The organism is Bacteroides gallinaceum (genome assembly GCF_030373775.1).
Taxonomy (GTDB): Bacteria; Bacteroidota; Bacteroidia; order Bacteroidales; family Bacteroidaceae; genus Phocaeicola; species Phocaeicola excrementipullorum.
In genome coordinates this window covers 1-15,242 of record NZ_JAUDEN010000046.1, presented here as the reverse complement: position 1 = coordinate 15,242, position 15,242 = coordinate 1, and the positions used below count along the sequence as shown (strand labels likewise).

General features: G+C 44.6%; 14 protein-coding genes and 2 tRNA genes. 4 read left to right on the top strand and 12 right to left on the bottom strand.

All coding sequences use genetic code 11. The features are described from left to right. Nucleotides 1-471 precede the first annotated feature (471 nt). Nucleotides 472-1,815 (bottom strand): AAA family ATPase, encoded by a 1,344-nt coding sequence (locus QUW60_RS14505; RefSeq protein WP_289561371.1) that lies wholly within the window; start codon nt 1,813-1,815, stop codon nt 472-474. Nucleotides 1,816-2,218: 403 nt separating this feature from the next. Here QUW60_RS14505 and QUW60_RS14500 point away from each other — a divergent pair, with 403 nt between their 5' ends. After that, nucleotides 2,219-2,380: an Arm DNA-binding domain-containing protein gene (locus QUW60_RS14500; protein ID WP_375337998.1), complete on the top strand. Its 162-nt coding sequence runs from the start codon at nt 2,219-2,221 to the stop codon at nt 2,378-2,380. A 164-nt stretch (nt 2,381-2,544) separates the two neighbouring features. Here the strand turns inward: QUW60_RS14500 and QUW60_RS14495 are convergent. The 8 genes from QUW60_RS14495 to prmC form a co-directional block, all read right to left on the bottom strand. Next, nucleotides 2,545-2,630, bottom strand: a tRNA-Leu gene (locus tag QUW60_RS14495). 14 nt (nt 2,631-2,644) lie between these two features. After that, a tRNA-Gly gene (locus QUW60_RS14490) sits at nt 2,645-2,717 on the bottom strand. Nucleotides 2,718-2,869: 152 nt separating this feature from the next. Continuing rightward, nucleotides 2,870-4,210 (bottom strand): argininosuccinate lyase, encoded by a 1,341-nt coding sequence (gene argH, locus QUW60_RS14485; protein WP_289561369.1) that lies wholly within the window; start codon nt 4,208-4,210, stop codon nt 2,870-2,872. 27 nt (nt 4,211-4,237) lie between these two features. Then, nucleotides 4,238-4,666: an SRPBCC family protein gene (locus tag QUW60_RS14480; protein WP_289561367.1), complete on the bottom strand. Its 429-nt coding sequence runs from the start codon at nt 4,664-4,666 to the stop codon at nt 4,238-4,240. Between the two features lie 113 nt (nt 4,667-4,779). Further along, nucleotides 4,780-5,415: an orotate phosphoribosyltransferase gene (pyrE, locus tag QUW60_RS14475; RefSeq protein WP_258339204.1), complete on the bottom strand. Its 636-nt coding sequence runs from the start codon at nt 5,413-5,415 to the stop codon at nt 4,780-4,782. Nucleotides 5,416-5,620: 205 nt separating this feature from the next. Continuing rightward, entirely contained in the window at nt 5,621-6,310 is a 690-nt protein-coding gene (locus QUW60_RS14470) for a ComF family protein (RefSeq protein ID WP_258339203.1), read from the bottom strand. Then, nucleotides 6,294-6,773, bottom strand: a complete 480-nt coding sequence (locus tag QUW60_RS14465; protein WP_289561365.1) for a regulatory protein RecX — start codon at nt 6,771-6,773, stop codon at nt 6,294-6,296. Before QUW60_RS14465 ends, QUW60_RS14470 begins: the two co-directional genes overlap by 17 nt. Continuing rightward, nucleotides 6,770-7,612 (bottom strand): peptide chain release factor N(5)-glutamine methyltransferase, encoded by an 843-nt coding sequence (gene prmC / locus QUW60_RS14460; protein WP_289561363.1) that lies wholly within the window; start codon nt 7,610-7,612, stop codon nt 6,770-6,772. The genes QUW60_RS14465 and prmC overlap by 4 nt, the downstream gene beginning before the upstream one ends. Nucleotides 7,613-7,646: 34 nt before the next feature. Between prmC and ribD the strand changes: the two genes are divergently transcribed. Then, nucleotides 7,647-8,690 carry a bifunctional diaminohydroxyphosphoribosylaminopyrimidine deaminase/5-amino-6-(5-phosphoribosylamino)uracil reductase RibD gene (ribD, locus tag QUW60_RS14455; protein ID WP_289561361.1) on the top strand — a complete coding sequence of 348 codons (1,044 nt, stop codon included), beginning with the start codon at nt 7,647-7,649 and terminating at the stop codon, nt 8,688-8,690. Here ribD and QUW60_RS14450 read toward each other — a convergent pair. Genes QUW60_RS14450 through QUW60_RS14440 form a run of 3 tightly spaced genes read right to left on the bottom strand, consistent with a single transcriptional unit; the run spans nt 8,674 to nt 13,902 of the window. Then, on the bottom strand, nt 8,674-10,344 hold the full coding sequence (locus QUW60_RS14450) for a TonB-dependent receptor (RefSeq protein ID WP_289561360.1): 1,671 nt from the start codon (nt 10,342-10,344) through the stop codon (nt 8,674-8,676). The two genes, ribD and QUW60_RS14450, sit on opposite strands and share 17 nt — an antisense overlap. After that, on the bottom strand, nt 10,345-13,365 hold the full coding sequence (locus QUW60_RS14445) for a tetratricopeptide repeat protein (RefSeq protein ID WP_289561358.1): 3,021 nt from the start codon (nt 13,363-13,365) through the stop codon (nt 10,345-10,347). 12 nt (nt 13,366-13,377) lie between these two features. Then, entirely contained in the window at nt 13,378-13,902 is a 525-nt protein-coding gene (locus QUW60_RS14440; RefSeq protein WP_289561356.1) for an NUDIX hydrolase, read from the bottom strand. A 304-nt stretch (nt 13,903-14,206) separates the two neighbouring features. Between QUW60_RS14440 and QUW60_RS14435 the strand changes: the two genes are divergently transcribed. Further along, on the top strand, nt 14,207-14,674 hold the full coding sequence (locus QUW60_RS14435) for an Lrp/AsnC family transcriptional regulator (protein WP_258339196.1): 468 nt from the start codon (nt 14,207-14,209) through the stop codon (nt 14,672-14,674). Then, nucleotides 14,674-15,003, top strand: a complete 330-nt coding sequence (locus tag QUW60_RS14430; RefSeq protein ID WP_258339195.1) for a DUF4491 family protein — start codon at nt 14,674-14,676, stop codon at nt 15,001-15,003. Before QUW60_RS14435 ends, QUW60_RS14430 begins: the two co-directional genes overlap by 1 nt. Nucleotides 15,004-15,242: the final 239 nt, after the last annotated feature.

The window sequence follows — 15,242 nt, the reverse complement described above, 5'->3', positions numbered from 1 at the left end:
ATATAATTGATTGGCTTTTTCAGCTAGTTTTTTGTAGCGGTTCAGTATTCCCCGTCCTATGATAATTGTGCGTATATCTCACATTAAGAAGTGAAAATCGACAACATCTGGAATGCTCATTTTTAATTTCACTATATTGCCTTATCTTAAGTAGAAATCGTTCATGCCTTGAAGATATGAAGTTTATATTAGGCTACAGAACTAAATTATTTATAATTTTCCTGATGAGTGAAACAATAACGATTGTATTATTTACTGACAATCTTAAACTTACCAATTATATATGAAGCATTGGATCTATACCGTTATAATTAACTTAAATGTTTACTGCCTTAAATATCAATAGGAAAAACTCACAAAAACCTTATTTTGTCATAAATTCAAAGGTTATAGTTGTTGCAAAATTACATGACAACTATAACCTTTGTTTCTCTTAATCCGTCCAAATCCAAAACTGATTATTAAAAAATATTATTCCTCTGACATATTTTTATACATTCTCAATAACTCTACAAATAGAGCCTCATCCATATTTGGCAACTGTTCATATACATTCATTTTACTTACATAGTGGCGTAAACTTGAATTTTTATGAAGTAATGACAAATTAATAGATTGTACATGAGCTTCTGCTGCAGCATCTTTAACTAGAAATCGAATAGAATCCCTCCTGATAATATCGAAATCTAATAAACTATAATCTTGAGTTGATATTATTAGTTGTGAGTTTTGTGATGCTCCTATAAAAAATTTTAGCAGCTGATTCAAAGTATTTCGTTGAATGCCACTACTATAATCATCTAAAATTATTGTTTTGTGTTTCTTTATTGCTTCATTTAGTAGAATTAGAAATCGAAGAATTTCTTTCGTACCATCAGATTGTTCTGATAATGGTAAACGTCCCCTTCTATTTCCTGCACTCTTTTCTAAACGATGGAATGTATTTACAATATGCTTTTCTTCATCCATCCTCAACAACATTCTTAATTCTGCTTCTTGCTTATCGGATAACGATTTAAGTTTTTGTAATAATTCAGGAGGATACTCTACATCTATTTTTAATTTTTCATATGACATTATATTGGTATCCACTGATTTCAAAAATGAACAGATAATATTTTTAAGTTGTTTGTTATATTCAGTTTTATCATCAGGAAGTTCTTCATTCAAATCGATGTCATTCAAATCGACAACTTCAAACCCTGTCATGAAAAACAGTAATTGTGAATTTAATAATGGATGAGATATATTGGTTTTGATTATAGTACTAAGTACTGAATTATTCTTTAATAAGGAACTACTAATAATATAACTTTCATTGTCACTAATCTGTACTTTTTCTGAAAAATGAACCTTGACAATATCACTTATCTCATCATACCAACGATGAAATAACACCACACTGCTTTTTGTTTTTAGTTCTTTTAAAGACTCTTCAGATATAGCATTCTTGTTCCACTTAATATTATATACATATCTTGAATCATTGATGTGATATGTTAATTCTATTTCTGATGGATGATTTAAGCATTCTTCATCAAAAGCAAATGGCCTATATCGTAAAGGTTCATCTTTACGTTCACGAATTTGAGTAACAAGATATTGTAAAGTATCAAATGCACTCAGAATTTTACTCTTTCCTGCACCATTGTTTCCCAGTAAAAATGCTAATTTTAATATATTAATCTTATTCTGAGTCGTAAACCCACAAAAACTATTGTCCAACACTCTATTACGTTCTTTTTTAGCCGTAAAGAGAATTGTTGTACATTCCTTAAAACAATAATAGTTTGTAACACTTAATGACTCAATCATAATATATATTCCTCAAATATCGGTACAAATATATCTATATTTTATGAATAAAACAACTTAAAAACAGAAAAAAACTCAAGAAACTAGGAAAACTTATCAAGTTTCACATTTAATAAATCCGCATACATTTGTGTATGCTAAATAAGTTTCTTATATTCGCAAACGGAAACCTCCACGCAACCTTGTGCAAAACACAGCAAACCTATGGTGGAGCAATAGCGGGAGATTACTTCTTTAGCTTAAAGATACATCAAAGATATTCAGCCACTTATCGTTAGATTACGATTCCTGGTGGCACCACTTGATAATCAGAGAGTTACAGCAATATAGCTCTCTTTTTTATTGTTTTTACTCATTGTTTTAGCCACAATATACGCAATCTGTGTAAACCAGCGTGTAAACCGTGAGAATTACAGTAAAAGCAGTTTGTTACAAGTCTAAGTTACTTAGCAACAATGAATCACCTCTAATGTTGAGAGTGACAAAAGACAGAAAACGGAAATATGTCAGTCTTGGCATATGTAGAATCACAAAGAAATTGTATCTTTATTCCGAAATGCCATAACGGTATTTTAAAACGCAATAAGAGGTTGCTTTCCAAGTGTGGCGAGCAGCCTCTTTTCTTACCAAGAAACCACTATCGAATAAATATCACGCCAAAAACACGCCAAAAAACATAAAAGAAAATCGCTAACCATCTAAACATATGATAATTAGCGATTTGAGTCGTACTCGAAGCGGGACTTGAACCCGCACAGCCATTACTGGCCAAGGGATTTTAAGTCCCTCGTGTCTACCGATTCCACCATTCGAGCAGCCTGTCAAAAAGAGCGGAAAACGAGACTCGAACTCGCGACCCCAACCTTGGCAAGGTTGTGCTCTACCAACTGAGCTATTTCCGCATAACGGATGCAAATGTAGGGACTTTTAGGCTACCTTCCAAACATTTCACCCGTTTTCTTTCAAAGCCTGCCTGAATTTTGCCGCAGGATTTTCTCTTCTTTAACCAATAAAAGGAAAGATACTGCCCAAGCAAATCCACAGTTTTTCATTGTCATCGCCCCAGAAGTGCCTTCTCCGCATCTTCTACGGTCTTGAAGTTAAAACCGCTCAGAGCTTTTTCCATCAAGTCTTCTATCCGGTCATTGCACAAATTGCCAATGCTCCCTTCATGCGTATGATGCACTTCCTTGCCATGCGTAAATCTGCCAGCCTCTATGTCCAGCCCCACCTTCTTGTAAGCGTCACGGAACGGCATCCCATCGGCCGCCAGACGATTCACTTCTTCCACACTGAACATATAAAGATATTTGTCATCATCAAGGATATGTTCATTAATCTTTATCTTGTCCATAATATAGGTCGACATCTGAAGACAATCTTCCAGTTCATCAAAAGCAGGAAGAAATATTTCCTTTATAATCTGATAGTCACGAAAATACCCCGAAGGAAGGTTATTGATTATCATCATTACCTGCTGAGGCAACGACTGAAGCTTATTGCACTTTGCACGCGTCAGCTCAAAGACATCAGGATTCTTCTTGTGAGGCATGATGCTCGAACCAGTCGTGCACTCATCCGGAAGCTTGACAAATCCGAAATTCTGGCAACTGAACAGACAGGCATCATATGCCATCTTCGACACCGTACCAGCAATAGAGGCCAAAGCAAACAACACGTTGCGCTCCATCTTTCCGCGTCCCATCTGCGCATAAACCACATTATAGTTCATGGAGTCAAAGCCAAGCAACCGTGTCGTCATCTCCCGATTCAAAGGAAACGAAGAGCCGTATCCGGCTGCAGACCCCAACGGATTCCGGTTGCACATCCTGTATGCTGCCTGCAAGAATGTCATGTCATCTACCAGGCTCTCCGCATAAGCACCGAACCACAACCCAAATGAAGACGGCATGGCTATCTGCAGATGTGTATATCCCGGCATAAGCACGCCTTTATAACGGTTGCTCTGTGCAATCAAGACACGAAACAGACGCTCAACAGATTCTGCTATATCCTTTAAGCGCGCCCGCGTAAACAGTTTGAGATCAACCAGCACCTGATCATTTCGGGAACGTCCGCTATGAATCTTCTTCCCCACATCCCCCAAATCACGAGTCAGCATCAACTCAACCTGAGAATGAACATCTTCCACTCCATCCTCTATTACAAATTCGCCGCGTTCGGCAGATACATAAATCTTTTTCAGCCCCTCCAGCAAAACCTTCAGTTCATCAGGCTGCAGTAGGCCGATGCTTTCAAGCATCGTAATATGAGCCATCGAACCCAGCACATCGTATTTAGCCAAATAAAGATCCATTTCCCGATCACGTCCCACGGTAAACCGGTCAATCTCGGCATTCACCTGAACATTTTTCTCCCAAAGTTTCTGAGCCATAATATCCTTTTTATGCAAACATACAAATCAATAAGGCAGCACGGCCAACATATCAGCCAGTTTTTCCACACCGTCCTGCAAAGGCTTGGACACCATCGCTTTCATGAACATGTTCACCTCAGCGCGAATGGTCACTTTAATCTTTGCCTCGCTGTCTGAAACGGGCAGAATCTGAATCCAGAGGTTCAACGGGACCGGCGTCTTGTCACCTTCAAACCTGATGCATTTCATCGGCTCACGCTCAATGATCCGCAAGGACAAAGCAATGCCTTGAACCTTTATCGTAATGGAGTCCTGGTCGAAGCTCATGTCCTCCAGTTTCCCTCCCGACTTTTCCTTAATCTCATCCAAACGGTCATGCACCGAGTTCAAATTATTCAGATCCGACAATTTATTATATACCCGTTCCTGACTATAAGGAATATGCTTCACGCTACTTTCAAATTGTACAGCCATATTTTAAATAAAATACCAGTCCATAAAATAAAAAAATTGTCATCCCAAGTAAAGCTGAACACCCTACTCAAGATGACACTTATTTCACATTTCCGAAGCGATTCAACTTACGATTACTTACCTGTCCAATGGGAAGGATCTTTTCTCCACGCCTGCAGTACAGGAATGTCTTCTTCATCAATATAGTCAGTCTTCAATGCCGCATCCAATACCGCATTGTAGTTGGTCAATGTAACCAGTTCCACTTTTGCATTCTTGAACGCTTCAACTGACACGTCAAAGCCATATGTGAACGAAGCGATCATTCCAATCACTTCACAACCGTCGCGACGGATAGCATCCACAGCCTTCAGACTGCTTCCTCCGGTAGATACCAGGTCTTCTATAACAACCACTTTCATGCCCGGACGAAGCTCTCCTTCAATCAGATTTTCCAATCCATGATCCTTAGGGCTGGAACGGACATAAACAAAAGGAAGATTCAGTTCTTCCGCAACCAGTGCCCCCTGAGCAATAGCTCCTGTTGCAACACCGGCAATAGCATCAACATTGCCGAACTTCTCAAGAATAATACGGCAAATCTCCAACTTTACAAAATTACGCAGTGCGGGATATGACAATGTTTTGCGGTTGTCACAATAAATAGGTGATTTCCATCCGGAAGCCCACGTAAACGGATTAGCAGGCTGGATTTTTACAGCCTTCACCTTCAGCAATTTTTCTGCGAATAATCTTTCCAAAGCTTTCATAACTCCAATTTATCTGATAAATTTTTCGCAAAAATATGGAAATACATCGGGAAAAGAAAATTTAACTGCTTTATTTTTATTAAAAATGAACGGATTACCCTGGAATTTATACGTTTTGTCGACACACAAACACAGACGAAACTGCAATCTGACAGATGCCGTAAAAAACAACCGGAACAATGTCTACGGCATTCAAAATCTCCCGTCATTTCGTCCAAGCCAGCGTCACGACACTGATCCGTATGCCCTCGATTTCCGAAAGCACATCTGCACATGCCTCAATCGTTGCCCCTGTAGTCAGCACATCATCTACAAGTACCACATGCTTACCCTTGAGCAGATTGCTGCCCGGTGCCAATGCAAACAGATTCTCCGTATTTATCCAGCGTTCAAAAGCCGACTTGCGGGTTTGGGTGCGATTGTTTCTCAAACGGCACAAAGCATCTGCCAGCACCGGTTTGCCGGCCACTTCCCCAATGCCTTTTGCCAACCATTCACTTTGATTATACCCTCTTTTATGATAACGTTTCGGATGGAGCGGCACAGGAACCAGGAAGTCTGCCTTATCGAAAAATCCCACATCCAACAGCCTGCCGGCCAACAACATGCCCATTTTAAAGCACACGTCCTTTCTTCCTAGATATTTCATTGAAGCAAGAATCCGCGACACACTTCCTCCATGAGCATAATAATAAAGGGCAAAAGCTCTTTCGATCGGGAAACGCCCCCAGAAAAGCATTTCCATCTCATTCCCGGGAACACCCAGATCCCTTGTATAAGGCAACGACGACAAACAGGAAAAACAAATCAAGTCTTCCGAAAGGCAAAGCTTTTTCCCACAGACCAGGCAAAGACGAGGGAAAAACAACTCCCTGAAGTCAGTCCAGATACTCATCCGAAACACACTGTTTGATTTGCTGCATGATTTCATCCATCGTAAACCCACGTCCGACAGCAAACCGTATCAACTTCTGGTTACGATCATAATCAGACACAGCCTTAACAGTCTTCGCCTTCTTCTCCAACAAATTCCTCAGAATATTCCTGTATTCCTCCGCATCAATTTCGGCAAGCCCCGACTCAATCTCCCCGGAGGACAATCTTTTCATACGCAACGCCTGCACAATCTTCATCCGCCCCCATTGGTCAAAGCGATATTTATCGCGCACAAAGAAACGGCAATAGCGGGTTCCATCCAGAAACCTTTCTTTGCATAAATGTTCCACGATGCGTGCAGCCATATCCTCGTCCGCCCCCCATCTCTTCAGTTTCTCCTCCACATCCGAAGGGCAGCGCTCTGCCGCCACGCAATAAGCCTCAGCTTTCAGCGCCAACTCTTTTTCTGTATATTCTTTCATGGTTTTACAGCCTTTATCATACGGTTATTTCCAAACGAATCTTTCCTGAGTTCCACATTCTGATAACCCAAACGAACAAGCAGGTCAAACGTTTCCTTTCCGTATGCACGATTTATTTCAAAATAAAGGCATCCGCCTTTGTCGAGGATAAACATCCCCTGCCGCGCTATTTTCCGATAAAAAAGCAAAGGGTCGTCGTCCGGAACAAACAAAGCCTGTTCAGGTTCCCAATCAAGCACATTCCGTTCCATTCCCTCACGTTCCTTTTCAGTTACATAAGGAGGGTTGCTGACCAAGACATCGACATGTATTTCCGGAATCCCATCTGCAAGCACATCCACCCTGTCAAAAGCAACCGTCACACCATTGTGCCGGGCATTCGACGATGCAATCTGCAGTGCCAGTTCTGAAACGTCCCATGAAGTTACCGCAGCATCTGCCAAACGCTTGCCTAACGTTATTGCTATGCATCCGCTCCCTGTGCCTATATCCAACACACGGCAACTTTTACTCCCCGTCCAGTCAGCACAAATCCAGTCAACCAGCTCTTCGGTTTCCGGACGTGGAATCAAAACTCCCGGAGCAACACGAAATACAAGTCCTCCAAACTGACATTCGCCCAATATGTACTGCAACGGTTCATATTTCACCAGACGATTCAGAATATCTTCCAGCTTCTCTCTGTCCTTCTGAGGAATTTGCGTATCTTTGCCTGTATAAAGCTCAATGGCAGAAAAATGGAAAACGTCCGCAAGTATCCATTTCGCCATGGCTGAAGCTTCTTCAGCCGGATAATAAGGCATTAATGTTTCTTTAATATGTAAATATATGGGATGCATAGCATGCAAAAGTAAACATAAAAACTGAAGGAATATGACAAACGATGAAAAATATATGCACAGGTGCATACAACTTGCCGGAAACGGATTCTGCAATGCCGCTCCGAATCCGACTGTAGGGGCGGTCATTGTCCATAACGACCGTATCATTGGGGAAGGCTGCCATATACGTTGCGGAGAAGGCCATGCGGAAGTCAATGCCATCGCCTCTGTCAAAGACGAAAGCCTGCTAAAAGATTCTACAATCTATGTCAGCCTGGAACCTTGCTCCCACTACGGCAAGACGCCTCCATGCGCCGACCTGATTATCAGTAAAGGAATTCCAAGGGTTGTTGTCGGCTGCATCGATCCGTTCTCGCTTGTATCCGGACGAGGCATCCAAAAGCTGAAAGATGCAGGAATTGACGTGAAAGTCGGCGTATTGGAAAAGGAATGCAAGAACCTGATCCGCCGCTTTATCACTTTCAACACCCAAAAACGCCCTTACATCACCTTGAAATGGGCTGAATCAGCCGACGGATTCATTGATGCCATTCGCGATAACGGAAAACCGGCAATCCTGTCAACGCCCCTCACTTCCATATACGTCCACAAACTGCGGGCGGAAAACAAGGCAATCCTTGTGGGAAGGCGCACGGCACTGTTAGACAATCCGTCGCTCACAGTACGCAACTGGCACGGCAACAATCCCATACGGGTTGTCATCGACCGCAAGCTGAGTCTCCCCGAAACGCTCCATCTGTTTGACAAGACAGTCCATACGCTGGTCTTCACAGAAAAAGAGCGGGCGGAAGAAACCAACCTCACTTTTATCAGAATCGACTTCGGGCAAGACATCATCCCGCAAATTCTCACCGAACTTTACAACCGGAAAATACAGACATTGCTCGTAGAAGGAGGGAGCATGCTGCTACAGTCTTTTATCGATGCAGAACTATGGGACGAGATTTACATCGAACATGCCCGGACAAAACTGTACGAAGGAGTTGAGTCCCCCCGTGTTTCATCCGGGCATGCCTCAGTATTCTTTTCCCGCGGCAGCTCAACAATACAGCATTACGTCAGAAACGGCAACTGAGTCCTGCCATAAAATAGAATCCTTGCTGCGGATATCCGTATGCAGTAAGATAATTCTTGTCCAACAAGTTATTCAGGCGGACGAACACATTCATCCGCTTGAACAGTTCATATTCCGCACCGACACACAAATTGTTGACCGCATCCGCCTTTTTTACGCCGGCAACCTCATTCCTGCCTTCGTAATGATAATCAAGGGTGACATGCAGGTTATCCACGACTTTCCCTCGTGCTGCAAAATCTAAATCGAACTGCGGTTTCAACAGAAGAAGACCGTCCATCTCTTCGGGGACATCCCATGCATAATAGTTTCCGGACAATGTAAAATCGATCCAGTCCAAATATGCATAAGAGAACGACATTCCCGCATAAGCTACTTTTGCCTTTTCCTGCGCCAGCCCAGCATACCCAAACGGCGAACCATCTTCCAATCCGGGCAGCACAAACAAATCATTTTCTGTGATCCGGTACCCCCCCTGCAGTTTAAAGCCAAAACCCGCCAACGGCGAAGCCTTCAAGCCTAAACGCACGTCCAAAGGAGTGTAAGATGTCAAGAGCTGTCCATACTGCATCCAATACGGAGATACATGGTTCAAGCGGCGGAAATCATTCAACTCCGTGCCGCCGGTCAGATGCAGGAACAGTGTATAGGAAGAAGCGAAGGTATAATCCAGCATTACATCCGGCGCCCATTTCACTCCGCTGCCATTGGCTGTCTGCCAATCAACATGCGCTCCAATCCTCAGAGCCAGCCTGTCATTCTTCAAAGCATAATAAGGATTTATCTGCAACAGGGTATAGTCCTTCATAAACAACGAAGCGTCGTACATGACATTGTCCATGCAAAACCCGATACCGACCTGCTGCTCCGGATTGATGGCACCAGCCATATAACCCAGCGTGTGAATGATTTTTTCAGATCCGCTTCCCATTGCAAGAGCATCGTATTTCCGGTCGAAGCTTCTGAAACCGGTCTGAACGGCAAACTCTACCGGCAATTCCTTGCCGTGCGAAGCAAGCCCTACGTAACCTTCACCGATCATGAAATGCTGGCGGTCCGTCGCCTCCGCATTACCCGGCAAGGTTTCTTCCGAAGGCATATAATTGAATACCTGAGAAGCAAACGCACCGCCCATTTTCAATGACACATTCCGGAAATCATGCCGGTAATCCAGCGAAGCGTCCGTCTTATAGAAACGTGAATTCCAGTCGTCCAAAGCTCCTGTCCGCGACAAATTCCCGTTCCGGCCATACATTGACGCCATCACTCCCAGTTGGTCTTTGTCCGATATATTCCACAGATAACTTCCTTTCAAATCAATATTGCCCAAATTGCCGTATGCCGCGCGCACATATCCGCGCGGTGCCTTTCCCTGCACAAATTCAGGCAACATCGGCGCCATCGGATCCGAATCCCATCGCTGAAGCAGATGCGGTGCCGTCGCATAGTCAATTTCCTGTTTTGCCACCGCAGGCTCCTCCATATTCGGCAGCACATTGATCTTGAAGGCATCCATCACCTCCGGGTTATATTGGTTTTCCACCACCACCGTACGGTTCAATACCGAATCGCTAACCGCCTGCTTCTGGGCAACAACACCCTGTGCTGCCAACAGTCCGCCGCAAACAAATAATATTTTAACACGTTCCATCATTTACTCTACACTTTTAAGTTTGGCCAATCGGGTTTCAATCATCTGCGCGATGTCATCATTCGCCTGATAGTTCTGCTGCAATGACAAAAGATACTGTTTGGCTTCCATGTCCTTGCCCAGTTTCATATACACATCCGACAACAGCACAAAGCTTCTTGCCAGCCAGTAAGCATGAGGCGTGCTGACTTCAATATAATCCAGCACTTCCTTTTCAGCTTCGCCTGTCTTTCCTTCATTAAAATACAGCTGCGCTACCAGATACTTCGCCTCTGCACCGTATACGTTGCGTGTATCAGCAGACAAGACTTTCAAGTCGGCTATTCCTTCACCCGTTCTCCCTTCCCGCACAAATGCCTTCGCGCGGCAGTACAACGCTTCATTCTTGATTTCCGGCAACAGTTTGCTGTGGGCCAGCAAAGCAGAAGCCGCAGAGATGATTTCTTTAGTGTCTTTCAGTGCGCTGCTGCTTCTGAGTGCTCCAAGCTGTGCCTGAACTCGCTCTTCCTCTGATGCCGAACGGTCGGCCAATAGCTTGTAAAGCCCCAAAGCCTTCGAATAGTCTTTGTCTTCGTATGCTATCGCCGCACTCATGGCCAGTGCCTCACCATAATACTTGCTTCCGGAATATTTCAGCACTTGCTCCAGATAAGTCAGCGCTTCCCGATAATCCTTGTGCTGATAAGCGATCAGCCCCAAATAATAAGAAGCGTCCGTACTGAACGCACCCTGCGGGAAAGACTGCAGATAGCGCACAAAACTTGCTTTAGCCTCGGCTACGTTCCCACGCAAATAAACACGCTCGGCAGCCACATAAGTGAGCGAATCACGTTCGCTGACGTCAAACGAGCCCCCTCCGGGCAAAGCAGAAGCAAAAGCCAGATAATCGTCCACTTTGTTCAAGTCTACATAGATTGCCCGCAGGTCACGCTGTGCCAGACGGGCCTCTTCGCTCCCCGGATAATCAGAAATAACCTTTTTATAAGCAGCAATAGCCTCGTCATAGCGGTCATTCTGATAATACAGCAAACCGATCTCGTTAGCAGCCTTGCGCGACAAGGCACTTTCGGGATAATGCCCGAGCAGCTCTTTATAGCGTCTGATGGCATTTTCAGTGTCGTCCATCTGCACGAAAGCACGTCCTTGTTCATACAGTGCATCATCCATATACTGCGATTGGGGATAATCGGTAATCAAACGGTTCAGCGTCTGGATCTTACCAGAGTAGTCACGCTGCAACCCCTTTACAAAGCCTTCTTGAAACAAAGAGTAGTCACCCAACGAAGCATCCATCTTCACAGCCTGACCGTATTGCTTTTCCGCTTCCGCAAAAAGACGGTTATAGAAATAGCAATCTCCGATACGGTTATACGAGTCGGCCAGCACCGAACGGTTCTCCAGCAGTCCGCCGTCGACGCAACGCTGGAACCATATCCTTGCCTTGTCATACAGTTTCTGTTTAAAATAGACATATCCCATGTTGTATAAAGCCAGCCCGTATTCAGCAGTCCGTTTGTCAAGAGCAAACTCCATATAGAGCCGGAAATCATTGGCGGCAGAGGCATACTGCCCCATACGGTATTCCGATTCGCCTCTCCAATAATAGGCATCTGCCTTTGTCTGCTGGTTATACTGCCCCTGCTGGAGCGAGCGGGTGAAATAGTTTGCCGCACCTTCAAAATCAGCCTGCGCAAACTGCTGGGTCCCCATCCGGAACAGCAATTTCTGCTTGGCCTCAAGAATGCGCGGCCCCGGACTGGATATCTTGTCAATGGAGCGCAAGGCCGCTTCATAGCTTCGGGTATTCATATACACCTCAACCAGATAATTGTCCACCTTCTCTGCATAAGGAGAGTTAGGATATTCGTTCAAGAAACGCTCGAACACGGTGACCGATTCGGCAAAAGGCGAATACGATGTTTCATGGATGCACAAGGCATAATTATATAACGCCTGTTCACGGACAGCCGGATCAAAATTCATCGACGAAGCGCGCTCAAACGCCATACGGGTCTGATTCCGCTCTTTCAACTGAAGTCCGGCCAGACCGATGTGCAGATACGCATTCTGCGCCATCAGATCTTCCTTGCCTGTAACCTTTCCCAGGCATTCGACAGCCTTTGAATAGACTCCCGTCTTGAAATGACTCATGCCCAGTTTATACAAAGCATTCCGTTCGGGAGAAGAAGTCTGCCGGCAATAGCCGTCCAGCCAACGCACAGCCGACGCATAATCTTCCATTCCGAAAGCGGCTTCTCCGGCAATACGCGCCATCTGCACGGCATACTTCTGGGCTGCATTGCGGTCTAAATAAGCCTCAGCCGTTTTTTTCGCCCGTACATAATCACCTGTTTTCAGGTAGATGTCCGCTATGTAGTAAGGTGCAAGCTCCGCATAGCTTCCGTTTTGCCCGACACGGAGAAAACCCTCAAGCGCCGGCTTATACTTGCCGCGCATATAGTCGATATAGGCAAGATTATACACAGCATCATCCCGATAGTCTGCACTCACCTCCTTCAGCACACTGAAGTCGAAAGCCGCCGCCGTCCAGTCTTCCGTTTTCAGAAAAGACGTTGCCCTTCTCAGCAGACATGCGTCGCGTTCCTCCGCGGGCAAAGCCTCCACCTCACATTGGCGGAATACGGCAATGGCCTCACGATACTCCCCCTCAAAGAAATAAGCCGACGCAATCAACGAATAGACGCGATTGGCATAACGTGTTTCAGGATGCGCCGAAAGATAAGTCTTCAGCACGTCAATGCGGTCGGGCATACCCAGTTCGTAGGCTGTGCATGCCAGCATATAGTCGGCCTCATCGCGGAAGTCAGCCGTTTCCGCCTCGCTCACATACTGCGAGAGAGTCTGTCGGGCCGCTGCATAATCGTGACGGAGAAACAGTCGTTTCCCGTCGTTGAACAGACGTTCCGCTCCCGTCAATGGCTCAGTCTGCTGTGAAAAAGCAGCCACCGGCAAAGCGCAAAGCAGTCCGGCCGCCCATTTATATCCTTTGATTTTTCGTTTCATCTCTTTCCGTTGTTATTTTCTATGTTCTTCCAAAAAGCGGATCACTCCTTCACGCACCGAATCCAGTCCGAAATCCTCCGGATTCACCTTGTCAAGCGGCATCCAGAAAGAATCCGCCACGTCATCGTTCGCCTCGATCAGGCTGTCATCGGCCACCTTACAGAGGAAGAACTGGTCGAGCGTATGCACAAGGAATCCGGAATACAGATACGTGTTCGGCAAAGAAAACAGATACTTCGCCTCCGTTACAGTCAGCCCGGTTTCCTCTTTCACCTCGCGGCTCACTCCTTCTTCGCCCGTTTCGAACATGTCGATAAAACCGCCCGAGAGGTCAAGCGTGCCCTTGGCCGGCTCTTTTCCTCTGCGGCACACCAACAGTTCATTCTTGTGGTTCAAGATAAAGGCTACGGTTGCCGCACTTGGATTGAAATAATATACAAAGCCGCAATCGGCACACTTCTTTGATTTCGCGTTGTGTATTTCAAAATGCTTCGAGCCGCATTTCGGACAATACTTGAACAAATCTAACGGATGCATGGTTTCTGTATTTATCTTTAAAACTCCACAAATATAATGAATAAGAACAACAGATGCTACCTTTTCTTTATTTTATTCCCTTTCTGGAAGAAACAAGGTTTTGCGGAACTCCGGAAACAGCTGTTCCGTCCCGGAAGACAGAGCCGGAAAAGAAATTCCTTCCGGCATCCGCCAATCCGTCAAATCGCATATCTGAAACAAATTTTCCGCCCAAATAATATTTATTTCTGTCAAAATAGCAGATAAATAAAAAACTTTTTCTACATTTGCTTACAATATGATAAAAACCAGAACCATTTGAAATATGGAAAAGATTGATAAACTTGACAGGCAGATTCTGGAAATCATTTCACAGAATGCCAGAATTCCGTTCAAAGACGTAGCCGCAGAATGCGGAGTGTCACGTGCTGCCATACATCAGCGTGTGCAAAGGCTGATTGATCTGGGTGTAATTATCGGCTCAGGATATCATGTAAACCCCAAAAGTCTGGGATACAGCACTTGCACTTATGTAGGAATCAAGCTCGAAAAAGGCTCCATGTACAAGAGCGTAGTGGCTGAACTGAAAAAAATACCTGAAATTGTTGAATGCCACTTCACCACTGGTCCATACACCATGTTGACCAAACTCTATTCAACCGACAACGAGCACCTGATGGACTTGTTGAACTCGAAGATTCAGGAAATCCCGGGAGTTACCGCTACAGAAACGCTTATCTCTTTGGAACAAAGCATCAAGAAAGAGATTCCTATCCGCAAAGAAGTTGAATGATGGAGTGGATAAAAGCGCTGCATTTTGACGGAATCATTATCGGAATATGCACTTTCCTCATCATCGGGATGTTTCACCCGATCGTCATCAAGGCCGAATATTACTGGGGAACCCGATGCTGGTGGATATTCTTGCTTCTGGGCATAGCGGGAATCGCCCTGTCGCTGCTCACGAACGACATTCTGATCTCCTCTCTGCTTGGAGTATTTTCCTTCTCTTCGTTCTGGAGCATCAAAGAGATATTCGAACAGCGCGAACGGGTACTTAAAGGCTGGTTCCCTATGAATCCCAAAAGAAGGGACGAATACGGAGCAAAGACAAAGGATTGAAAAGATACGGTGTGCGGAAACGAAAGCCTCGCCCGCCCTTAAACTTCAACCGGACGGAATCTCAAGGGATATTCAAGAAATAGTATAAAATTAGCCAACTAATTCATTGCGAATTAGTTGGCTTTTTTGTATCTTTAGGTATTCCCCCATAAATAAGGTTTGACGGCCAAAACGGGGGAAATACTCCGACTAAGATATGGCTAAGATACAAAATATTTTAAAGATTCAGCCTACTTTAA